Raw genomic sequence first — 22,371 nt, 5'->3', positions numbered from 1 at the left:
ACGAGAGGCCTCCGGCACATGACGCAGCCCGACCCCCGCACCGACGCCCCCGACCGCACGCCCGACCGGCGAGCGATGCCGGGTGCGTACCCCGGTGCGGGGTCGGGCGACGTCGGCGTGCCGGACCCGCTCGTCGGGCGGCGCGCCCGCCGCGGTGCGACGCTCGGCAGCCGTGTCCCGCCCGCCCAGCGCCCCCCGGTGCCCGCCACCGCCGCGTGGCGCGACGGCGACGACCCGGGCCGCCGGCAGTTCGCCGACCTCGGGCCCCTCAAGCTCGAGTCCGGTGGCCGGCTGCCGACCGTGCGCCTCGCCTACGAGACGTGGGGCGAGCTCGACGAGGACGGCAGCAACGCCGTGCTCGTCCTGCACGCGCTGACCGGCGACTCGCACGTCACGGGCGACGCCGGCCCCGGGCACCCGACGCCCGGATGGTGGCAGTCGATGGTCGGCCCGGGCGCGCCCATCGACACCGACCGCTGGTTCGTCGTCGCACCCAACGCGCTGGGCGGCTGCCAGGGTTCGACGGGCCCCGCCTCCACCGCGCCCGATGGCCGCCCGTGGGGCGGCCGGTTCCCGCTGCTCACCGTGCGCGACCAGGTCGCGGCCGAGGTCCGCCTCGCCGACCTGCTCGGCATCGACTCGTGGGCCCTCGTCATCGGCGCGTCCATGGGCGGGCACCGCGTCCTGGAGTGGGCCGCCACCGCACCCGACCGCGTCGACGCGATCGCCGCGATCGCGACGTGCGCGCAGACGTCCGGTGACCAGATCGCCGGGTTCCACACGCAGCTCGCCGCCATCCAGGCCGACCCGCGTTACCGCGACGGCGACTACTACGACGCCCCCGACGGTGAGGGGCCGCACGTGGGACTCGGGCTGGCGCGGCAGATCGCGCACCAGACCTACCGGTCCTCGGTCGAGCTCGACACCCGCTTCGGCCGGATCCCGCAGGGCGCCGAGGACCCGCTCGAAGGGGGGCGGTTCGCCGTGCAGTCGTACCTCGACCACCACGGCGACAAGCTCGCCCGGCGCTTCGACGCGAACTCGTACGTGACGCTGACGCGCACGATGATCACGCACGACCTCGGCCGCGACCGCGGCGGCGTCGAGGCCGCGCTCGGGCAGGTCACCGCGCGTGCGCTCGTCATCGCCGTGGACTCCGACCGGCTGTTCACGCCGGCGCAGTCCGAGCGGGTCGCCGCCGCGATCCCCGGCGCCGGGCCCGTGCGGTACGTGCACTCCGACTACGGGCACGACGGCTTCCTCATCGAGGAGGACCAGGTCGGGCGGCACGTCGCGGACTTCCTGCGTGAGGGCGTCCGCACGCGCTGACACCCGTCCGGGGAGCGGGCGTCGCGGCGCGTCGGCGCGCCCGGCACGGCACGATGTGCGCATGCCCGTCGACGTCGCCGCCGCCTCCGCCGCCCTGCACGCCCAGTGGGACCGCCTGCACGACTGGGTGGGTCTCATGGCCGACCCCCGGCTCGGGCGCGAGGAGTCCGTGCTCGAGGGCTGGAGCATCACCGAGCTGTGGGCGCACCTGGGCCGCGCGATGGACGCGCTCGCCGACTGCACGCCGCTGCCCGCCGGCACCGTGCCGCTCTCGCTCGGCGAGTACCTGGGGACCTACCCGGACCGAGCGGCGGACATCGCGGAGACGACGCGCCGGCTCGCCGCGGAGCACGCCACGGACCCCGTCGGCTACGTGACCGCGTCCGCACGGGCGGCGTTCGCGACGCTCGACGCCCTGGGTTCCGGCGACCCCGTCGTGCAGGCGCGACGCGGCCCGGTGCGGCTGTCGACGATGGTCGTCTCGCGGGTCGTCGAGCTCGTCGTGCACGGCGACGACCTGCTGCGCTCGGTGCGCCGGGCACGCGGGCGCGACAGCGTCGCCGACCCCGTCGACCCCGGCGCCCTCGCGCTCGTCGCCGACGAGCTGCTCGCGATCGTCCGGGCGCGCGGCGGCTGGGACCTCGAGGTCGTCGACGCGCGGCGCTGGGTGCGGCTGGCCGCGGGGCGCGCCCCGTACGACGTCGACGAGCTCGCGCTCGCGCTGCAGGCCCGGTACACGTCGGACGCCGTGCCCGACCTGGGACGCATGCTGCCGCTGCTCTGAGGACGCGTCACCGCCCACCCCGCTCTCCGCCTCCCCCATCCGCGAGCCGTCGATCCAGCCCCTGAACCGACCGCCCACCCCGCTCTCCGCCTCCCCCATCCGCGAGCCGTCGATCCAGCCCGGGCCGGATCGACGGCTCACGCCGAGAGGCGGGGCACGATCGACGGCTCACGCCACGAGGCGGGGCACGATCGACGGCTCACGCCACGAGGCGGGGCACGATCGACGGCTCGCGGTGGGGGGCGGGTGTGCTCTCGCGGGTGTTCGGTGAGGGGTGTCCGGCGGGGTGGGGTGTCGCGGGCGGGGGTGGGGGCTAGCGTTGCCGCATGCTGTCGGCCCGTGTCGTGTCCTTCTCCCCCGACGACCCGTTGAGCGGCCTGGAGGTCGGGGACGCCCCCGCACCGGCCGCGCCCGACGGGTGGGTGGGCGTCGACGTGCGCGCCGCGTCGCTCAACCACCACGACCTGTGGTCGCTGCGCGGTGTGGGCCTGCGCGCGGAGCAGCTGCCGATGGTGCTCGGTACGGACGCGGCCGGTGTCACAGCCGACGGGCGCGAGGTCGTCGTGCACGCGGTGGTCGGCGGGCCCGACGGGCGCGACGTCCCGGGCGACGAGCCGCGCACGATCCTGTCCGAGCGCTACCCGGGCACGTTCGCCGAGCAGGTGCGGGTCCCCGCGTGGAACCTCGTCGACAAGCCCGCGGGGCTGACCTTCGCCGAGGCCGCCTGCGTGCCCACCGCGTACCTCACGGCGTACCGGATGCTGTTCCGCTCCGGGGCGGCGCAGCCCGGGCAGCGGGTGCTCGTGCAGGGCGCGGGCGGCGGGGTCGCGGTCGCGGCGGTGCAGCTCGGCGCGGCCGCGGGGCTCGAGATCGTGGTGACCGGCCGTGACGCCGCCAAGCGGGAGCGCGCGCTGGCCCTCGGCGCGGCCCAGGCCGTCGAGCCGGGCGCACGGGTCGGCCGCGTCGACGTCGTGCTGGAGACCGTCGGACGCGCGACGTGGGAGCACTCGGTGCGCGCGGTGCGGCCCGGCGGGCGCATCGTCGTGGCGGGTCTGACGTCGGGCGACCCGGAGCCCGCGTCGCTCACCAAGGTGTTCTTCCAGGAGATCAGCATCATCGGCGCGACGATGGGGACGCGCGACGAGCTCGGGCAGGTGCTGGCGTTCCTCGCGCGCACGGGCGTGCGACCGCTCATCGACTCCCGCTACCCGCTCGCGCGGGCCGCCGACGCCCTGGCGCGGATGACGTCCGGTGCGCACGTCGGCAAGATCGTCCTCGAGGTCTGAGCAGTGGCGGACGAGCGCGACGACGCGGGTGCCGCGGCCGCGGAGACGCCGCCCGCCGGACCCGCAGACCCCGCACCGCCGGACACGTGGGACAGCGGGCTGCTCACCACGGACTGGGGGCCGGACGCGCTCGGCGACGGATTCCAGGCCCGTCGCCTGGACCTCGCCGACGACGACGAAGGCCGCGTCACCGCCACGCTCGTGCGTCACCTGCCGGACCCGACGCTCCGCCCGGCGCGCGCCGTGCTGTACGTGCACGGCTGGTCGGACTACTTCTTCCAGACCCCGCTCGCGCGGTTCTGGCACGCGCAGGGTGCCGCGTTCTACGCGCTCGACCTGCGCAAGTACGGCCGATCGCTGCACGACCACCAGACCCCGGGGTACGTCGACGACCTGCGCACGTACGACGAGGAGATCGGTGCGGCGCTCGACGTGATCCGCGCCGAGCTCGGGCCGGTCGCACGCGTCATGCTCATGGGCCACTCCACGGGCGGGCTCGTGCTCAGCCTGTGGGTCGCGCGGCACCCGGGGGTGGTGCGCGGGCTCGTCCTGAACTCGCCGTGGCTCGAGCTGCAGGGCTCGTCGCTCGCGCGGCACCTGTCCGCGCCCGCCGTCAGCCGCCTCGCGCGCTTCAGCCCCAAGGCTCCGCTGCCCAACATCGACCCCGGTTACTACGCGCGCACCATCGACGCCGCGACGGGCGGGGACTGGACGGTCGACGCCCGCTGGCGACCCACACCGTCGTTCCCCGTACGCGCGGGCTGGCTCAGCGCCGTCCTCGTGGGCCACGCCGCGGTGGCGCGCGGCCTGGACATCGACGTGCCGGTGCTCGCCGCCCTGTCCGACAAGACCTTCATCAGCCCGCGCTGGAGCGAGGAGATGCGCTCGGCCGACATCGTGCTCGACACCGAGGCGATCGCCCGGCGCGCGGTGCAGCTCGGGCCCGTCGTCACGACCGTGCGCGTCGCCGGCGCGATGCACGACCTCACGCTGTCCGCACGGCCCGCGCGCGAGCGCTTCTACGCCGAGCTGACGCGCTGGCTCGCCGCCTACGGCTGGGGCTGATCGGCGGCCTCACGGCGGCGCGTCACAGCGCGCCCGTCGCCTCCTGCAGCGTCGGGCCGCCGTCGCCGAGCCGGAACGCGCGCCAGCCGTCGACCCCGTCGACACCGGACAGTGCGGCAGCGGCCGCGTCCGGGTCGGGCGTGACGGTGCCGTCGGGCAGCTCGATCATGCCGTCGGACCGCAGCAGCGCCGCGAAGCGCTGACCGCGACGCTCACGCACCCACACGAGCGTCGTGACGGCCCGGCGACGCTTGGCGAGCATCGCGAGCTCGGGGAACGGCCAGTCGGGCCGTGGCGGGCGGCGGACGTCGTCGCTGGTCGTGGCGGCGGGCTGACCACGCGGCGGGGTCGGCGCGTCGGCGTCGGCCGGGCGGGCCCCGGCGCCGTCGACGACGGCTGCGCGCAGACCGGCGACGGGTGTGAGCGTGGGCGGGCCCTCGAGCGTCGACGCGGTCGGCGGTGCGGTCGCGTCACGGGGCCACTCGGTGACGTCGGGGCGTCCTGGACCGCCGTGTCGCGGGGCGTCGACGGGCTGGTCGGGAGGCTGCGCCGTGGGCCCGGCGGTGCGGAACGGCAACGGCGTCGGCTCGGTGACCGTCCCCCGACGGCCGATGGGCGTGGGCGCGGGCGGCTCGGTGGGCTCGGGTGGCGTGACGGCGCGCAGCTCACCGGTCGGCAGGGAGCGGCTGCGGTTGCCGGGCAGACCGGGGGCGCGGTCCGGCTCGTACGCCATCGCGGTGGCGAAGGCCTCGCTCGAGCGCACGAGCCGCAGTGCCGTCGGCTCGACCGTGCGGCGTGAGCCCTCGTGCAGTGCGAGGGGCGAGACCTCCAGCAGCCGGCGCTCGTCGCCGCGGACCACACCGACCTGCAGGACGTCGACCTGGTGCTCGCTGCCGCGCAGGAACCCCAGGGTGTCGGTGGCCTCGGCGGCGACCTCGGAGCACAGGAGCAGCAGCCGCACGCCGCGGCGCGGGCTGGCCGACACCGCACCGAACGGCACGAGCTCGCGGAACGCCGCGAAGTCGGCCGCGAACCGGCCGGGGTCCGCGTGGTAGGCGCGGGCGAGGTCGGCGGTGGTCATGCGCGCGGCGGCGCCGCCGTGGCGCAGCGCGGCGACGATCGCGTCGTCGTCGAGCACCTGCGCGACGTCGACGACGACGGGCCGCCCGGTCGCGTCGAGCGCGAGCAGCTCCGGGAGGTCCGCGCGGTCGGACGCGCCCCGCGCCCGCACGACGAACAGCGGCTCCCCGGCGATGGCGGCGAGGTGGTGGGTGACCAGGGCGGTGACCTCCTGCGCGAACGACCCGGCGAGCGGCTGCATCGGCTGGACGAGGCGCGGGCGGCCGTCGTCGAGCTCGAAGATGGGCATGTCGCGTCGGGCCTTCCGTGCACAGCGGGCGGTCGGGACGCGGCACGTCGCGATCCGCGGCGTGCGACGTCGCCCGGACACTGTCCCACAACTCGGGCGGCCCAGTCAGCCCGTCGGACGGGCGACGGGGGTCCCACCACAGTCCTGGTCAGCCGTTCAGGTGATCCTCCGCCAGGTGGACGCGCGACCGGCAGCGAGCGGCGCCCGCGCCCCGGCCGGGTGGACGCGCGGCAGGGTCCGACGGCAGGGTGGGCGCATGCTCGTCGCGTTCTCCGTCGCCCCGCTCGGTGCGGGCGAGTCCGTGTCCCCGGCCGTCGCCGACGCCGTCCGGATCGTGCGGGAGTCGGGCCTGCCGAACCGCACGGACGCGATGTTCACCACGCTCGAGGGCGAGTGGGACGAGGTCATGGACGTCGTGCGCCGCGCGACCGAGGCCGTCGGCGCGCACGGCCACCGCGTGTCCCTCGTGCTCAAGGCCGACATCCGCCCGGGTCACACGGGTGAGCTCGACGGCAAGGTCGCCCGCGTGGAGGCCCTCCTCGACGACTGACGTCAGTCCGGGGCTACTTCGTCTCGTTCGGGTGCGCGGTGTGGACGTCCTCCAGGAGGACGGTCTGCCCGTCGACGAAGAACCAGATACGCGCGCCGTCCCGCAGACTGGGCTTGTGCTGCCACCGGTCGTACGTCGTGCCGTGATAGCTGACCGTGGCCAGCTCACCTCTCAGCCGGTCGTTGGCCGGCGTCACCGCTGTCGGTGTCCTCGTGAGGAAGTCCCGGGCGTCCGTCATCGCGTTGCGTCGCGTCGCCACGAGATCGCGCCACCCCTTCGCCGCCTGCGACGACGCGAAGAGGATCTCGTTCTCGGTCTTCTTGGTCGGCCGGCTGACCGGCGACTTCTTCGCCACCCGTCCGGCCGGTCAGGGGCGTCCGACCGCGGTCGGCTCGTCGAACCAGTCGACGATGCCACCCTCGAGGCCTGCGGCGAGCGCGCTCGCCGTCTCGCGCCACGCTGTCAGGGTCGCGACCGCGAGGTGCGGCTGCCTGGTCGCGGACGAGGCCCGGGCAGAGTCGAGCAGCTCTCGCGCACATGTCTCGCGGTCGGCAGCGCCCAGTGCGAGCATCCACGGGAAGCGGTCCGCCATGCGCTCGGCGAGCGTGCCACGGTCGTCCGTGGCCACGGCGATGAGCTCTACGGCGATGCCGAGCAGCGCGTCGCGTGCGTCCGCCTCGCGCTTCGACATGAGGACCAGGTCCTCGCCGTCGCGGCGCGTCACGTCGACCGGGCTCCGCTCGGCGGCGGCGAACACGCGCGACGGGTTCCGGCTGAGCTCGGACGACTGCACGCTCTGCGCGCGGTCGCGGCGGGGTGATGCGGGCGCGGGCAGCATGCGTCGAGATTACTTCAGAACTACTTCTGAAGTAATCGCCGCCAGGCCCCCGGGAATCTCAGCTCTCCGCGGAGCGGCCCGGCAGCCGGGAGGCCAGCAGCTCGGCCAGGTGGACGCCTTGGACGCCCGCGAGCTGGTCCGCCTGGGTGCGGCACGAGTAGCCGTCGGCCAGGTAGACGTCACCGGGGGCGGCAGCGCGCAGCGCGGGGAGCAGCGCGTTCTCGGCGACCGCGACGGACACGTCGTAGTGGCCCTTCTCCATGCCGAAGTTGCCCGCCAGCCCGCAGCAGCCCGCGAGCGCGGAGAACGTCGCGCCGGCCTCGGTGAGCAGGCGGCGGTCGGCCGTCCACGTCATGACCGAGTAGTGGTGGCAGTGCGGCTGGACGACGGCGGTGACGTCGGACAGGTCCGGCACCTGCCAGCGGTCGCCGGGGCCGACGGGGGCGGGCGCGGTGAGCAGCTCGGCGAGCGTGCGGGTCGCCCGCGACACGGCGACCGCGCGCGGGTCGTCGGGCAGCAGGTCGACGAGGTCGCTGCGCAGCACGGCGGTGCAGGACGGCTCGAGCCCGACGATCGGGATGCCGTTGACGGCGAACGGCCCGAGCGCCTCGAGCAGGTGCTGGAGCTGGTGCCTGGCGCCGTCGAGCTGGCCCGTGCTGATCCACGTCAGGCCGCAGCACGCGTCGTGGTCGGGGACGAGGACGTCGTAGCCCGCGTCGCGCAGCACCGCGACGGCCGCGTGCGCGACCGAGGGGGCGAGGGTGTCGCTGAAGGAGTCGGTCCACAGCAGCACGGGCGGGCGGGGGGCGTCGGGGACGTCCGGCGTCGCGACCCCGTCGGTCAGCGAGCCCGGTCCGCCGTCGCCGTCGACCACGGCCGCCGGCAGCGCGACGGCGTCCGCGTCGCCGCGTCCCACGACACGCACGTCGCCCGACCGCCTGCCGGTGTTCCGCGCCCAGGCGCGGAACGGGACGGGCGCGAACGAGACCATCTCGCGGCGCGTGTCCATACCGCCCAGCCTCAGCACGAGCTTCGCGATCGGCCGCACACCCAGCACCGCGTTCGCGAGCGCCGCGAGCCCCGGCACCCCGGTGACCAGCCGCGCCCACCGCGGCAGCCAGCCCAGCGCGTAGTGGTTGACCGGCCGCAGCCTGCCCGCGTACGTCCGGTGCAGCACCTCGGACTTGTACTGCGCCATGTCGACGCCCGCGGGGCAGTCCGACGAGCACGCCTTGCAGCTCAGGCACAGGTCGAGCGACTCGTGCACCTCGCGCGAGGACCACCCGCGCGACACGAGCGACCCGTTGGCCATCTCCTGCAGCACGCGCGCCCGCCCACGCGTCGAGTCCTTCTCGTCCTTCGTCGCGAGGTACGACGGGCACATGAACCCGCCGGCGGCGTGGTTGTCGGCGCGGCACTTGCCGACGCCGACGCAGCGGTGCACGGCCGTCGTCATGTCGCCGCCGTCGTGCGCGAACGAGAAGCCGGTGCCCGCGAGCAGGGACCGCGCGGCGGGGCGGCGCAGGTCCGCGTCGAGCGGGCGCGGGCGCACCAGGACCCCGGGGTTGAGCAGGTCCTGCGGGTCGAACAGGTCCTTGACGGCCCCGAACAGCTCGATGGCCCGCGGCGAGTACATGACGGGCAGCAGCTCGGAGCGGGCGCGCCCGTCGCCGTGCTCGCCGGACAGCGAGCCGCCGTGCTTGGCGACGAGGTGCGCGGCGTCCGTCATGAACGCGCGCAGCGGGTCGCCCGAGCGCTGCATCGGCACGTCGAGGCGCAGGTGCAGGCAGCCGTCGCCGAAGTGCCCGTACGCCAGACCGTCGACGCGGTGCTCGGCCATGAGCGCCTCGAGCTCGCGCAGGTAGCCGCCGAGCCGCTCCGGCGGGACGGCGGAGTCCTCGAACCCGGGCCACGCCTGCTCACCGGACGGCGTGCGCCCACCGAGGCCGGCGCCGTCCTCGCGGATGCGCCACATCGCCGCAGCCTCGGGCCCGGGCGGGAAGACGCCGACGGCGTCGGTGGCGGCGTCGGCCGCGAGCGCGCGGGCCGTGGCCATCGCCTCGTCGAGCGTCTCCCCGCCGACCTCGCACATGAGCCAGCCGGCGCCCGGCGGCAGGTCCGGAACGGCCGCCGCACCCTTGACGCGCCGCACGACGTCGACGAGCCGCGAGTCCATGCCCTCGATCGCCAGGGGCCGGTGCGCGAGCAGTGCGGGAACCGCGTCGGCGGCCGCGGGCATGTCGGGGTAGCCGAGCACGACGAGCACGGGCGCCGACGGCACGGGCACGAGGTTCACCGTCGCGCCGAGGATCGTCACGAGCGTGCCCTCGGTGCCCACCAGCATCTTCGCCAGGTCGGTGCCGTTCTCGGGCGTCAGGTGCTCCAGCGAGTACCCCGACACCTGCCGGCGGAACCGGCCGAGCTCGGTGCGGACGACGTCGAGGTGCGCCTTCACCAGGGCGTCGAGGCCGGGGACGACGTCGAGCGCGCCCGCGCCCGCGCGCGCGGTGAACCGCCGGCCCGTGCCGTCGACGACGTCGAGGTCGACGACGTTGTCCGCCGTCCGGCCGAACGCCACGGCCCGCGGCCCGCACGCGTTGTTGCCGATCATGCCGCCGAGGGTCGCGCGCGCCTGCGTCGACGGGTCGGGGCCGAACCGCAGGCCGTGCGGCGCTGCCTGCTTCTGCAGGTGGGCCATGATCACGCCCGGCTCGATGCGGGCCGTCCGGGCCTCGGGGTCGAGCTCCAGCACGCGGTTCACGTGGCGCGAGAAGTCGAGGACGATCCCGGTGCCGACCGCGTTGCCCGCGACCGACGTGCCACCGCCGCGCGACGTCAGCGGCGTCCCGGTCTCGCGCGCGACGGCCAGCGCGGCCAGCACGTCGTCGGTGTCCCGCGGGAACACGACCACCTGCGGGACGACGCGGTAGTTCGACGCGTCCGTGGAGTACTCGGCGCGACGGCGGGAGGAGTCGTCGACGCTCCCGCGCACCACGCCACGCAGCGCGTGCACGACGTCCCGGACAGCGGTCGCATCGGTCGTCACAGCCACGGCGGAAGTCTCCCACCCCGCCCCTAGGACCTGCGCACCGGGTCCACGCCCACCTCTCCCACGCGGCTCACGCCCCTGGCGACGCCACCCCTCAGCCACCGGTCCGCCCGCCGAACAAGGCCTTCTGCCGCTCATGGGTCCTCATGACCGGCAGAAGGCCTTGTTCGGCGGCCGGTGGCAGGGAGGCGTCGGTCAGCGGGTGAGGGGGCAGCCGGTGCAGGCGGGCGGGCGGGCGTCGCGGGGCGGGCACGGGGTGCAGCCGGTGCGACCGAGGGCCGCCGACGACGCCTGCAGCAGCCCGACGCGCGTCGCGTGGTCGAGCACGGTCTCGACGAGCCCCACGTCGACCCCGAGCTCGCGCGCGACCGTCGCCGGCCCGGCACCGCGCCCCGTCGCCGCGACGACGTCCGCGAGGAGGCTCACGGCCCCACCTCCGGTCGCGGCGGCACGTCCGCACCGGCGCTCACAGCCACACCCCCACGCGGAACACCAGCACCGCCAGCAGCCACGCGACCACGAGCTGCCCGCCGACGCACCCCACCGTCCACCGCGCCCCGAGCAGCCGCCGCTGCTCCGCGACGGTCGCGAGGCACGGCGTGTAGGCGAGCACGAACACCATGAACGCGGCCGCGGCGGCCTGCGGGTGCCCGCCCGACGACCGCGTGAACGTCGCCCGCAGCCGCTCCCCCAGGTCGCCCGCCGCCGCGGGGTCGTCGGGCTCGTCGACCGCGTACACCTGCGCGAGGGCGCCCACGACGACCTCCTTGGCGACGAACCCGGTGACGAGCGCGGCCGACGCGTGCCAGTCCCCGAACCCGGCGGGTGCGAGGACGGGCGCGACGGCCTGCGCCGCACGTCCGTACAGCGAGTCCTCGACCGGCACGTCGCCGACCGCGTGCCCACCGGTCACCGGCACGGCCAGCGCGACCCACACCACGGTGAGCGTCACCACGATCACCTGTCCCGCCTTGGTGAGGAACGAGCGCACCCGCACCCACGTCGCCACCGCGAGGGCCCGCAGCCGTGGCCGCTGGTAGGCGGGCAGCGCCAGCACGAGGGGCTCGCGGCGCAGGTCACGGAACAGCGTCGCGCGCAGCAGCAACCCGCCCCCCACGACGAGCCCGACGCTCGCGACGTACATGAGGAAGATCGCCGTGCCCGCGTGGGCGGGGAAGAACACGGAGGCCAGCAGGACGTACACGGTGAGCCGCGCGGGGCACGACGTCCACGGCACGAGCAGCCCGACGAGCAGCCGCTGCCGGGCGTGCGGGAGCGTGCGCGCCGCGGCCAGCGCGGGCACGTTGCAGCCGAAGCCGACGACGAACGGCAGCAGCGCACGCCCGTCGAGCCCGAGGGCGCGCATCGCCCGGTCGGCCACGAACGCCGCTCGCGCCAGGTACCCGCAGTCCTCGAGGAGGGCGACGGCGACGAACATCAGCGCCATGAGCGGCGCGAACGTCGCGACCGTGCCGACGCCCGCGAGGACGCCGTCCACGAGCAGACCGTGCAGCCACGCGGGTGCGTGCAGGCCGGCGAGGGCTGCGGCCAGCGCGTCGGCGAGCGTGCCGGTGACGAACCCGTCGACGGCCTCCATGAGCGGCGCGGCCGCGGCGGTCGCGAGCTGGAACAGCAACCACGTGACCAGGAGCAGCACGGGTACACCCAGCACGGGGTGCAGCAGCAGCCGGTCGGCGCGGTCCGACCACGTCCGGACACCCGCCGGCGCGACCCCGCCGACCGCACGCACGGTCGCGTCGACCCACGCGAACAGCACGTCGGCGTCGTCCACGGCGTCGTCGGCCGCGGGCGGCACGGTCGGTTCGGCCCGGCCGCCGCGCAGGGTCGTCACGACGGCCTGCGCGAGGTCGCCCGCGCCGCGGCCGTCACGCGGGTGCAGGGGCACCACGGGCACGCCGAGCCTGTCCGCGAGCGCGGCCGCGTCGACGTGGACGCCGCGCGCCCGTGCCACGTCCGTCATCGTCAGCGCGACGACCACGGGCAACCCTGCCCGCGCCACCTGCGCCAGCAGGTACAGCGAGCGCGGCAACGCGCCGGCCTCGACCAGCACGACCGCGAGGTCGGCGGCCCCGGCGTGGGTGCGCCCGGCGACGGCGTCGGCGGTGACCTGCTCGTCGGGGCTGCGGGCGAGCAGGCTGTAGGTGCCGGGCAGGTCGACGAGGCGCACGTGCGACGTGCCGTCGTCGCGCAGCCGCCAGGTGCCCGTCTGGAGCTCGACCGTGGTGCCGGGCGCGTTGACGACGCGCTGCCGCCCGCCCGTCAGCGCGTTGAACAGCGTCGACTTGCCGACGTTGGGGTTCCCGACGAGCACGACGAGGGGGGCGCCGGTCGTGGTGGTGCCCGCGCCGGCGGGCTCGTGGCAGCTCACGGCTGCCCGTCGTGCGCACCGACGCCGATGGCGGCGGCCGTGCGCGCGTCGACCGCGAACCGGTCGGCGCCCACGGCGACGACCAGCCCGAACGCGCTGCGGTGCGTGACCTGCACGACGCGGCCGGGCCGCACGCCCAGCTCGCGCAGCCGCACGCGCGGGCCGTCGTCGAGGTCGACGGCGACGACGCGGGCGGACCCGCCGGGCGGCACGCTGCGCAGGTCCACGCGACGAACCTAGGACTGAGGCAAGCCTCACCTCATGGGACGGAAGTCCCGCCCCCGCCGACCGGAACCTCGCTCACGTCATGAGGGGCCAGAAGGTGAGTCAGGTTCCGGTCGGCGACGCCCCTCCCCGCCGACCGGAACCTCGCTCACGTCATGAGGGGCCAGAAGGTGAGTCGGGTTCCGGTCGGCGGTGGGGGTCAGGACTCCAGGGCGGCGTCGAGCGTGATCTCGGTGCCGGCGAGGGCCTTGCTCACCGGGCAGCCGGCCTTCGCGGCCTCGGCCGCCTGCTGGAAGCCCGCGGCGTCGAGGCCCTCGACCTCGCCGCGGACCTTCAGCGCGATGCCGGTGATGCGGAAGCCGCCGGCCGGGTCGGGGCCGAGCGAGACGTCGGCCGTCACCTCGAGCGCGACCGGCGTGCCGCCGGCCTCGGCGACGTTGGCGGAGAGCTGCATCGCGAAGCAGGACGAGTGCGCCGCGGCGATGAGCTCCTCCGGGCTCGTCGTGCCACCGGCGTCCTCGGCGGCGCGCTTCGGGAACGAGACGTCGTACGTGCCGACCTTCGAGCTCGTCAGCTCGACCTGGCCGCCGCCGTCCTGCAGCGTGCCGTTCCAGGCGGTCCGTGCGGTGCGCGTGGGCATGTCCACTCCTCGTGCGTCGGTGCCGGGCGCGGCCTGCGCCCTCCGGACGACCCTAGGGGGCCGACCCTCAGCGCGCGCGCTCCAGGTGCGCCGCGACGACGTGCGACGGCGCCCCCGCGGCGCGCAGCGCCCAGGCAGCCCGCGCGTGCAGCGCGCGGCGCTGGTCCTCCTCGAGCGACGCGTACAGGGCGGTACGGACGAGGTCGTGACGGAACACCAGGCGGTCACCGCGTGCGTGCACCACGCCCGCCGCCAGCCCGTGGCGCAGCGTGCGCCAGCACTCGGTGACGGGCTCGCCCGCGAGCGCCGCGAGGTCGCCGACGACGAACGACCCGCCCAGCACGGAGGCCTGGCCGAGCATCGTGAGCACGCGCTCGCCGAGATGGTCGACGTGCGCACGGCCCACCTTCTCGAGCTCGTCGAGCCAGCCGGTGCCGACGGCCTCGACCACGCCGCCGCTGCGCTCGAGGACGCCGCACGCCTCGGCGGTGCGCAGCACGTCGACGACGAGGCGCGGGTTGCCCCCCGTGGTCGCGAGGACGCCGCGCAGCGCGGGCCCGATGCTCGTCGCGCGCAGCGTCCGCTGCGCGAGCTCGAGCGTGGCCACCGGCCCCAGTGGCCGCAGCTCGAGGTAGCGGGCGCCCGCTCGCGTCCACCCCGCCACGACGACGTCGAGCTCGTCGCGGTGCGGCACGCCGCGCATGGTCATCACCGTCAGCGCGTGCGGCAGCGCTCCGTCCCCGGCGAGGTGGGCGAGCAGGTGCAGCGAGCACGCGTCGGCGAGGTGGACGTCCTCGAGGGCGAGGACCCACGGGCCCTGCTCGCCGCGGCGGCGCACGAGCGCGGCGAACAGCTCGTCGGCACGCGCGTAACGTGCGGCGGCGGCGGTCCGCTCCGGCGGCAGCACCTCGAGCAGGGCCGCGAGCTCGGCGACGACGGGTCCGCGTGCGTCGCGCCCGCGCGCCGGCCCCAGCAGCGCGTCGGACAGCAGGGCGTACGGCGCCGCACCGGGGCCGACCGCCCGTCCGAGGCAGACCTCGACGCCGAGCAGCCCGGCCGCGCCCTGCAGCGCCTCGACGAGCCGCGTGCGGCCGACACCGGCCTCGCCCTCGAGGATCACCGTGGCACCGCCGCCCGTGGCGACGGACGACAGCAGCTCGTCGATGTCGTCGAGCTCGGCCGTGCGCCCGACGAGGGGGCGCGTCGGTGAGGTCGGCTCGGTCATGCAGCCGATCGTATGACCGACCGGCGCTGTCCCCCTGTCAGGCGACGTGTGTCAGCCGCTCAGCCCACGTACTCCCAGTGCCACGGCTCGGGCTTGCTGCCGTTCGCGCGTGCCCACTCGGGCAGCGTCCACTGGAAGGCCGGGGCGTTCTCCCGCATCCACTGGTGCTGCGCGGTGCCGAACGTCTGCACGGCGCCGCCGAGGTCGACGGCCACGCCCATGCCGTGGTTCGACGTGCCGGGGGCGGCGCACAGGCTGCCCTTGGCGGCGCGGCAGGCGACCTGGCCCGCGTACGAGCGGTACGAGTCGGAGACGGTGAGGTGGGTGCCGAAGCGCTCCCGGAACGCCGCGTTGAGCGCCTCGAGCGACTCGGCCGCGTCGCAGCGCAGCTGCGCGGCGGCGTCGAACGAGAGCCCGCACAGCGCGGACGAGGGGACCTGTCCGTTGGCGTAGCCGCGCAGGGACGCCTTCCACGCCGCGCGCTGGGCGGCCTTCTCGGCGGCGACGCGCTCGGCCTCCGCAGCGGCCTGCGCGGCGGCGACGCCGGCGGCGACCTGCGCGGCCTCGGCCTCGGCACGCTTCTGCTCGGTCGTGGTGAGGACGACCTGCGCCGCCTGACGGACGCGGTCGAGGGCCTCGCGCAGCGGTGCGGTGGCGGGGTCCGACGAGTCCGGCAGCGCCGAGCCCTCGAGGACGTCGGCCTCGGGCGTCCGGGTGGCGGCGGCCTCGGGCTCCGCCGCGGGGGACGTGGGCACGGCGGTCGCGGTGGGGTCGGCGGCCGCGGCGGGCTCGGGCGCCTCGTCGGCGGCGCGCTCGGCGCTGCGCGAGACGTTGGGCTCGCGCGGCAGCGACTCGACGTCGACCTCGGCGAGCACGGCCTGGAGCTCCGCCGTCGCGGCGTCGAGCTCGGCGAGCACCTCGTCGGGGACGGCGACCTGGGTGGCGTCGGCACGCACGCGCCAGACCTCGTCGACGGCCGCGAGCGCCTCGTCGACGGCGTCCGCCCGCAGCTGCACGGGGTTCCCGGTGCCGGCGCCCGCGGCGAGCGCGAGGGGTTGCTCACCGGCGACGGCGGCGGTCGGCGCCTCGGCCTGCGCGGTCACCACGACGGCCCCCATGCTCAGCACGAGGCCGAGCGCGACGCCACCCTGGGCGACGCGGGCGGGCACGCGGGCCAGGCGCAGGGCAGCGGGTACCGACGTGCGCAGGGCACGGGGGAGGGTGGTCGGCTCCGGGCGCTGGGCGACGTGCCTGCCGCCCGACGACCGGCGCGGACGGCTCGGCTTTCTGTCACTCACGCGAAACACGTTAAGTGTGTCGGACGATCGTCCAGTGCACTTGAGGCTCTCGATCGAGCGAAGATCTTGTGCACATTCTGTTACCCAAGCGTCACACGTCCCCCGCACGGGCGCACTACGCTGGCCGCCGTGCCCGCAGACGACGTCCGACCGCCCACGGTCGGCACGGTCCCGCCGTCGGCCGACGGCAACGGTCTCGACGACCTCTACGACATCGCCCGGCTCGCCCGGCGGCTCGACGTCGAGCACGCCACCATCCGCGTGTGGCTGTCCCGCAAGGTGCCGTGGCTGCCGCAGCCGGACGGCCGCCTGAACGGCGGAGCGGTCTGGCGGGCGACCACCCTCGAGGGCATCGAGGACCGCCGCTTCCGCCGCCGACCGGGCCGCAAGCCCCGCTTCACGGCCGCCCCGGCGGCGGCCGACGTGCCGCGCACGGGCTCCATCCCGATCGTGACGGCGCGCGTGGTCGCCGAGCGCACCGGCACCCCGGTGACCACTCCCCCGTACGGCATGGAGCAGCTCGCCCCCCGCTGACCTGCCCCTCGGGCACCCCTCGCTCCTGCGGACCCGCGCCCGGTACGGCGATTCGGGCGAAGACGGCGAAGCGTGCGGCACGGCAAGTTGTGGAGAAGGCGTGACGAAACGCCTACTGGTCAGTAGCGTGCACCCCGTGCCCGGGCGTCATGACTGAGCCACACCCGGGTATGACGTCGGGGGTCCACCGCCGTGCCCCCGCGCGCCCTCCGTCGTCCGACCCTCCGGGATGAGACCTCATGCCACGTCGCTCGCTCGCCGGCCTCACCGCCGTGTCCGTCGCCCTCACGGGCGCCCTGCTCGGGGTCCCCTCCGCAGCAGCCGCACCACCCGACCCGTCCGGGCTCTCCGACCTGCTCGTCACCCGCGACGCGCCTCTCGACCGCGTCGCGTCCGAGTCGGGCCCCGCCGTCGGCGACGCGCTCGCCGAGGCCACGGGCACCGTCACCGCATTCGTCGAGCTCGAGACCCCCTCGGGCGTCGAGGTCGCGCAGGACGGGGGCAGCCCCGCCCAGGTCCGCGCCGCCGCCGAGCGCACGCAGGCCGCCGCCGAGGACGTCGTGCCGGCCGAGGCCGCACCCGCGGGCGCACGCACCCTCACCGCGCAGCCGCAGCGCCTCGGCACCGTCACCAACCTGCTGTCCGGCGCCCTGGTGCTGGGCGACGCCGACCAGGTGCGCGCGCTCGCCGACGACCCGGGCGTCCGCTCCGTGCGCCTCGTCGGCACCCGCACCCTCGACAACGCCGCGCAGGTCGAGTTCACCAAGGCCCTCGCGACCTGGCAGAGCACCGGCGTCCTCGGCACCGACGTGACCGTCGGCATCATCGACACCGGCATCGACTACACGCACGCCGCGTTCGGCGGCCCCGGCACCGTCGAGGCCTACGAGGCCGCGTACGGCGAGGACGGCACCGGACCGGTCCCCGCCGGGTCCTTCGACCCCGAGAAGTACCTCGGCGGCTACGACTTCGCCGGGCGGGACTACGACGCGAACGGCACGCCCGAGCAGCGCGTCGCCGCCCCCGACGAGAACCCCATCGACGTGCACGGCCACGGCACGCACGTCGCCGGCACCGCCGGCGGGTACGGCGTCACACCCGACGGCGAGACGTTCGACGGCGACTACGCCGCGCTCACGTCCGTCGCCGACTGGCCCGTCGGCCCCGGGACCGCCCCGAAGGCCGGGCTGTACGCGCTCAAGGTCTTCGGTGACGTCGCCGGGTCGACCGCGCTCACGGCGCTCGCGCTCGACTGGGCGGCCGACCCCGACGGCGACGGCTCGTTCGACGACCGCCTCGACGTGCTCAACCTCTCGCTCGGCGCCTCCGGCGCACCCGCCGACGACCCCGAGTCGACCCAGGTCGCCGAGCTCACCGCGCTCGGTACGACCGTCGTGCTCTCCGCGGGCAACGAGGGCGACATCGAGGACATCGGCGGCTCGCCCGGCAACGGGTACGCCGGCCTGACGGTGGCGTGGTCGGTGGGCAAGGACCTGCCGTTCGACGCGGTCGAGGTCACCGCCGCGTCCGACGAGGCACTCGCCGGCCGGTACGCCGGCCAGAACTCCGTCGCCTACCTCGGCGAGGACGTCGAGGCACCCGTCGCGTACGTCGGCGCGCGCTTCGACGGCTGCACGGCCTTCACGGCCGAGCAGGCGGCCGCGGTCGCCGGGAAGATCGCCTACCTGTGGTGGGACGACGACGACGCGACCCGGGCCTGCGGCTCGGCCGCCCGGTTCAACAACGCGACGGCCGCCGGCGCGGTCGGCGTGCTGCTGCCCACCACGGTGCCCGTGTTCGCCGCCGGGATCGCCGGCAACGACAAGGTGCCCGGCTTCCAGATGACCGCGGCCACCACCGTGAAGCTGCTCCCCGAGATCGAGAGCGGCACGCTCGTCGCACGCATCGGGCCCTCGCTCGCGCTGGCCACGCGCCAGGACGTCGCACCCGACACGCTCAGCGGCTCCTCGTCGCGCGGCGCCCACGGTGCGCTCGGCTGGGCCAAGCCCGACGTCGCCGCACCCGGTCAGCAGATCGTGTCCGCCGGCGTCGGCTCGGGCAACGACGGCGCCTCGAGCAACGGCACGTCGATGGCGTCCCCGCACGTCGCCGGCATCGCCGCCCTCGTCACCGAGGCGCACCCGGGCTGGTCGGCAGCGCAGGTCAAGGCCAGCATCGTCAACACCGCGACGCACGACCTGGCCACCGAGCCCGGCGGCGACCTCTTCTACGGGCCCGCGCGCGTCGGCTCCGGACGCGTCGACGCGCTCGCCGCGGTCACCAACGACACGCTCGTGCACAACGCCGAACTGCCGCAGCAGACGTCCGTGAGCTTCGGCGTCGTGCCGCTCGCGGACACGAAGGTGACGATCCGCAAGGCCGTCACCGTGCAGAACCTCGGCTCGACCGCGCGCACGTACAGCACCAAGGTGACGTCGAGCACGACGGCGGGCGGCGCCACCATCACGGCCGCCCCGGCGAGCCTGCGCGTCCCTGCGGGCGGCTCCGGCGTCGTCACCCTGACGTTCACGGCCGACCCGGCCACCGTCGCCCGCGAGATCGACCCCACGATGCAGGCCGAGCAGATCCCCGGGCTGCAGCGTGAGTTCGTCTCCCAGGTGTCCGGTCGGCTCGTCCTGACGTCCGGCGACAAGGAGTGGCGCCTGCCCGTGCAGGGCACGCCGCGTCCCACCACCGACCTCGAGGCGTCCGACGTGACGTTCGGACCCGGCGCCGACACCGGTGAGATCGCCTTCACCGGTCGCGACGTCGAGGCCGCGGGCTGGTACGGCCTGGCGACACCGCTCGTCCACGCCGCGGACTCGCCCCGGCTCGAGGCGGTGCCCGCGGAGGTCGAGACGTCGCGCTCGACCGTCGCGGCCGGCGACATCCGGCACGTCGGCTGGACGTCGACGGCGCCGGCGCTCGCCGCGGACGGCGACGATCTGACCGATCCCACGGCGCACGGCTACCTCGGCGTCGGCATCGCGACCGACGCCGACTGGGCGGTGCTCGGTCACGCGCTGACCGTGTGGGTCCACGTCGACACCGACCGCGACGGCGAGACCGACGTCGTCGCCCTCGTGAGCAAGCTCGCGGACACCGACTACTCGGTGGTCGAGACGTACGACCTGGAGAGCGGCGACCTGCTCGCCGGGCCCGAGCTGCTCTACCCGTTCGCGGGCGAGATCGAGATGGGCTCGTTCGACAACAGCACGGTCGTCGTGCCGGTGCCGCTCGCGGCGCTCGGCGTCGCGGAGGGCACGCAGGTCGACGTCTCCGTGGAGACGCGCAGCGAGTACGCCTACCCCGCCGACGGGATCGTCGACGAGGTCGGACCGTTCACGGTCGACCCGTGGGCGCCGCCGCTGTGGTTCGACTCGAACATCGGCGCGGACTTCGTCTCGCAGACGTTCGACGGTGCGACGGTCACGGCGCACCGCGGCCCGGGTGCCGAGGACGCGAAGGTCCTCGTCCTGCACCACCTCAACGGCGCGGGTGACCGCGCCCAGGTCGTCGCGGTCGACGCGGCCGAGGTCGTCGCGACGACCACGTCGCTCGACGTCGAGTCCGCCGGGGTCGCGGGCGAGGAGACGCTGCTGCAGGTGAGCGTCTCGCCGCCCGAGGCGACCGGTTCGGTGACCTTCTACGACGGCGAGACCGAGCTGGGCAGCACCGAGGTCGTCGACGGCGCGGCCGTTCGGAGCACGTCCGAGCTCGGGGCCGGCACGCACCGGCTGCGTGCCGCGTACGTCCCGGACGACCCGCGGTTCGCAGCGTCGGAGTCGGAGGTCGTCGAGGTCGAGCTGGCCCCGTCGGCGTCGACCACCACGCTGCGGCTGTCGCCCACCGTCGCCCGCTACGGCCAGGCGACCACGGCCACGGTCACGGTGAAGGGCGCGAGCTGGGCGCCGTCCGGCACGGTCACCGTCCGCGAGCGCGGCAAGGTGCTCGCGACCGCCGACGTCACGGTCGACGGGCTCACCGGGACCGCGACGCTCACGCTGCCGCGCGACCTCGCGGCGGGGACGCACCGCCTCGACGCGGTCTTCGAGGGGTCGACGGACGTCACGCGCTCGTCGGCCGCCGGTCAGCTGCGGGTCCTGCCCGCGGCCGCCACCGCGACGCTCGAGACGGCGAGCTGGACGGTCGCGCGCAACAGCAGGCCGACGGTCACCGTGCGCGTCGGCGGCACCGAGGGCGCACCGCCCGCGACGGGCCGCGTCACCGTGCTCCTCGGTGTCCAGCCCGCGGGGACCGTCCGGCTGGTCGACGGGGTCGCGACGGTCACCCTCCCGGCGGTCCGCACGTCGAGCGTCGTGACGGCGCTCTACCACGGTGACGGCAACTACCTGCCGACAGCGACGGCGCGCGCCATCCGCGTCGGCTGACAGGCGCACGTCCCGCCACCGGCGGGTGTCGTCCGGGCGTCCGTCCGGGCGACACCCGCCGTGTCACGTCAAGGCCGGGTGCGACAGCGCCGATGGTCCCGGCATGGGACTGGACCGACGGACGCCGCAAGGGAGCGGATCCGTGCTGCCCACACCCCACGGACCGACCGACGTACCCCTGCCTGGGGGTGCGGGGGACGCGGGCGTGGACACGGGCCGCACGCCGGACGAGGGCGCGCTGCTGCGCGTCGTCGAGCACCTCGCGGACGTGCCGGAGGGTGACGTGAGCGACGACGACCCGGGCGCCGCACCACGGGACGACGCGCCGCACGACGACACGGCACCGTCGCAGGACGGCGCTGCGGACGGTGACGGCACGGCCTCGGACGACGTCGCACCGTCGGACGACGCCGCGGCCGACGAGGACACCCCCGACACCGCGGCACCCGACGAGGACACCCCCGACACCGCGGCACCGGACGAGGACACCCCCGGCGTGGGACCGGACGACGAGGGACCGGACGACCAGCACGTCCCCGCGGACGACGCACCGGAGGTCCCCGGGCCGAGCGACGAGGACACCCCGGCGCAGGACGCCACGCCCGCGGACGAGGCCGAGCCCGCGGACGAGGCGGAGACCGCGGACGAGGCCGAGACCGCCGACGACGAGACCGCGGACGACGACGAGACCGCCGACGAGGACACCCCGGCGGACGACGCCGCACCCGCGCAGGAGACCGCGCCGGGCGACTCCCCCGAACCTGCACCGCCGGCGGACGAGCAGCCGCCCACGCCCCTGCCGCCCGCACCTGCCGAGCTCCCGGAGCCCCCGGTGGGCCCGGTGGCGGCGGCGCTGTCGGACACGCGCCACCGGATCGACGAGCTCAACGCGGCCGAGCGCGTCTTCCTCGCCCAGCAGCGCGCGCTCGTCGCCGGGCTGTGCGAGGACCCGTCGGACGCCGAGGCCGTCAGCGCGCTCTTCGACCGCGTGCACGCGCAGTGGACGCAGGAGCAGGACAAGCCCGACGTGCGCCCGCTGGCCGACGCGTTCGGCATCGCGCTGGGCGACCTGGTGTGCGGCGACGTCGAGGACCTGGGCTGGGCGACGTGCAGCGACCGGTACGGGACCGAGATCGTGCTGGCACGCGAGGACCCGGAGGTCCTCGTCTACCCGGTCGCCGCGGTCCTGCAGAACTGGCCCTACGCGAGCCCCGGCTGGTTCCTGCGCCACCTGCGCACGGTCGTGCACGGCGTCGTCGGGGAGCCCGACCCCGCCGTCTGACGTCCGCCTCGAACCCGCGGGCCCTGGCCGCCTCACCGTCCCCCGGAGGCCGCCGGGGCCCGCGTCCGTCCGCGCCGGCTGCACGACCGGCCCGCGAGTCTGCTCACACCCGGCGCG

At 75.8% G+C, this 22,371-nt stretch carries 18 protein-coding genes; 8 read left to right on the top strand and 10 right to left on the bottom strand.

Annotation, left to right across the window (positions count from 1 at the left end; genetic code table 11):
• The first annotated feature begins 18 nt into the window (after positions 1-18).
• From metX to CFLA_RS03065, 4 genes are all read left to right on the top strand, one after another.
• Positions 19-1,329: a homoserine O-acetyltransferase MetX gene (gene metX, locus CFLA_RS03080; RefSeq protein ID WP_013115855.1), complete on the top strand. Its 1,311-nt coding sequence runs from the start codon at positions 19-21 to the stop codon at positions 1,327-1,329.
• A 61-nt stretch (positions 1,330-1,390) separates the two neighbouring features.
• The gene (locus tag CFLA_RS03075) at positions 1,391-2,113 is read left to right on the top strand and encodes a maleylpyruvate isomerase N-terminal domain-containing protein (protein ID WP_013115854.1); all 723 of its coding nucleotides are present in this window, start codon (positions 1,391-1,393) and stop codon (positions 2,111-2,113) included.
• A gap of 326 nt (positions 2,114-2,439) precedes the next feature.
• On the top strand, positions 2,440-3,399 hold the full coding sequence (locus CFLA_RS03070) for a zinc-binding dehydrogenase (protein ID WP_013115853.1): 960 nt from the start codon (positions 2,440-2,442) through the stop codon (positions 3,397-3,399).
• Between the two features lie 3 nt (positions 3,400-3,402).
• Positions 3,403-4,464, top strand: a complete 1,062-nt coding sequence (locus CFLA_RS03065) for an alpha/beta hydrolase (protein ID WP_013115852.1) — start codon at positions 3,403-3,405, stop codon at positions 4,462-4,464.
• Positions 4,465-4,486: 22 nt separating this feature from the next.
• On the opposite strand, the gene CFLA_RS03060 is transcribed toward CFLA_RS03065, so the two are convergent.
• Positions 4,487-5,833 (bottom strand): restriction system modified-DNA reader domain-containing protein, encoded by a 1,347-nt coding sequence (locus CFLA_RS03060; RefSeq protein WP_013115851.1) that lies wholly within the window; start codon positions 5,831-5,833, stop codon positions 4,487-4,489.
• 256 nt (positions 5,834-6,089) lie between these two features.
• On the opposite strand from CFLA_RS03060, the gene CFLA_RS03055 reads away from it, so the two are divergent.
• Positions 6,090-6,383 (top strand): MTH1187 family thiamine-binding protein, encoded by a 294-nt coding sequence (locus tag CFLA_RS03055; RefSeq protein WP_013115850.1) that lies wholly within the window; start codon positions 6,090-6,092, stop codon positions 6,381-6,383.
• Positions 6,384-6,396: 13 nt separating this feature from the next.
• Here CFLA_RS03055 and CFLA_RS03050 read toward each other — a convergent pair whose 3' ends face one another.
• The 9 genes from CFLA_RS03050 to CFLA_RS18835 form a co-directional block, all read right to left on the bottom strand.
• Positions 6,397-6,738 carry a hypothetical protein gene (locus CFLA_RS03050; RefSeq protein ID WP_013115849.1) on the bottom strand — a complete coding sequence of 114 codons (342 nt, stop codon included), beginning with the start codon at positions 6,736-6,738 and terminating at the stop codon, positions 6,397-6,399.
• Between the two features lie 12 nt (positions 6,739-6,750).
• Positions 6,751-7,221, bottom strand: a complete 471-nt coding sequence (locus CFLA_RS03045; protein WP_013115848.1) for a type II toxin-antitoxin system Phd/YefM family antitoxin — start codon at positions 7,219-7,221, stop codon at positions 6,751-6,753.
• A gap of 58 nt (positions 7,222-7,279) precedes the next feature.
• A complete protein-coding gene (locus tag CFLA_RS03040; protein ID WP_013115847.1) occupies positions 7,280-10,273 on the bottom strand; it encodes an FAD-binding and (Fe-S)-binding domain-containing protein in 2,994 nt (997 codons plus the stop codon).
• A gap of 192 nt (positions 10,274-10,465) precedes the next feature.
• Positions 10,466-10,696, bottom strand: coding sequence for a hypothetical protein (locus tag CFLA_RS03035; RefSeq protein WP_013115846.1), 231 nt, complete (start codon positions 10,694-10,696; stop codon positions 10,466-10,468).
• A 40-nt stretch (positions 10,697-10,736) separates the two neighbouring features.
• On the bottom strand, positions 10,737-12,659 hold the full coding sequence (gene feoB, locus CFLA_RS03030; protein WP_013115845.1) for a ferrous iron transporter B: 1,923 nt from the start codon (positions 12,657-12,659) through the stop codon (positions 10,737-10,739).
• Entirely contained in the window at positions 12,656-12,886 is a 231-nt protein-coding gene (locus CFLA_RS03025) for a FeoA family protein (protein ID WP_013115844.1), read from the bottom strand. The genes feoB and CFLA_RS03025 overlap by 4 nt, the downstream gene beginning before the upstream one ends.
• Before the next feature lie 197 nt (positions 12,887-13,083).
• The gene (locus tag CFLA_RS03020; protein ID WP_013115843.1) at positions 13,084-13,524 is read right to left on the bottom strand and encodes an OsmC family peroxiredoxin; all 441 of its coding nucleotides are present in this window, start codon (positions 13,522-13,524) and stop codon (positions 13,084-13,086) included.
• 67 nt (positions 13,525-13,591) lie between these two features.
• Entirely contained in the window at positions 13,592-14,749 is a 1,158-nt protein-coding gene (locus tag CFLA_RS03015) for an AAA family ATPase (RefSeq protein WP_013115842.1), read from the bottom strand.
• 59 nt (positions 14,750-14,808) lie between these two features.
• Positions 14,809-16,047 (bottom strand): M15 family metallopeptidase, encoded by a 1,239-nt coding sequence (locus CFLA_RS18835; protein ID WP_148234270.1) that lies wholly within the window; start codon positions 16,045-16,047, stop codon positions 14,809-14,811.
• 129 nt (positions 16,048-16,176) lie between these two features.
• On the opposite strand from CFLA_RS18835, the gene CFLA_RS03005 reads away from it, so the two are divergent.
• From CFLA_RS03005 to CFLA_RS02995, 3 genes are all read left to right on the top strand, one after another.
• Positions 16,177-16,581 carry a hypothetical protein gene (locus CFLA_RS03005; protein ID WP_013115840.1) on the top strand — a complete coding sequence of 135 codons (405 nt, stop codon included), beginning with the start codon at positions 16,177-16,179 and terminating at the stop codon, positions 16,579-16,581.
• Positions 16,582-16,820: 239 nt separating this feature from the next.
• Complete coding sequence (locus CFLA_RS03000) at positions 16,821-20,972, top strand: S8 family serine peptidase (RefSeq protein ID WP_013115839.1); 4,152 nt, start codon at positions 16,821-16,823, stop codon at positions 20,970-20,972.
• Positions 20,973-21,177: 205 nt separating this feature from the next.
• Positions 21,178-22,254 (top strand): DUF3806 domain-containing protein, encoded by a 1,077-nt coding sequence (locus tag CFLA_RS02995; protein ID WP_043598745.1) that lies wholly within the window; start codon positions 21,178-21,180, stop codon positions 22,252-22,254.
• Positions 22,255-22,371: the final 117 nt, after the last annotated feature.

Source organism: Cellulomonas flavigena DSM 20109 (genome assembly GCF_000092865.1).
Classification (GTDB): Bacteria; Actinomycetota; Actinomycetes; order Actinomycetales; family Cellulomonadaceae; genus Cellulomonas; species Cellulomonas flavigena.
The sequence above is the reverse complement of the archived record's forward strand: the minus strand, read 5'-3'. Positions and strand labels throughout refer to the sequence as shown.

Coding starts and splice junctions, on each gene's coding strand:
- metX (WP_013115855.1), top strand. CDS start 19: ATGACGCAGCCCGACCCCCGCACCGACGCCCCCGACCGCACGCCCGAC.
- CFLA_RS03075 (WP_013115854.1), top strand. CDS start 1,391: ATGCCCGTCGACGTCGCCGCCGCCTCCGCCGCCCTGCACGCCCAGTGG.
- CFLA_RS03070 (WP_013115853.1), top strand. CDS start 2,440: ATGCTGTCGGCCCGTGTCGTGTCCTTCTCCCCCGACGACCCGTTGAGC.
- CFLA_RS03060 (WP_013115851.1), bottom strand. CDS start 5,833: ATGCCCATCTTCGAGCTCGACGACGGCCGCCCGCGCCTCGTCCAGCCG.
- CFLA_RS03055 (WP_013115850.1), top strand. CDS start 6,090: ATGCTCGTCGCGTTCTCCGTCGCCCCGCTCGGTGCGGGCGAGTCCGTG.
- CFLA_RS03045 (WP_013115848.1), bottom strand. CDS start 7,221: ATGCTGCCCGCGCCCGCATCACCCCGCCGCGACCGCGCGCAGAGCGTG.
- CFLA_RS03020 (WP_013115843.1), bottom strand. CDS start 13,524: ATGCCCACGCGCACCGCACGGACCGCCTGGAACGGCACGCTGCAGGAC.
- CFLA_RS03015 (WP_013115842.1), bottom strand. CDS start 14,749: ATGACCGAGCCGACCTCACCGACGCGCCCCCTCGTCGGGCGCACGGCC.
- CFLA_RS03000 (WP_013115839.1), top strand. CDS start 16,821: ATGCCACGTCGCTCGCTCGCCGGCCTCACCGCCGTGTCCGTCGCCCTC.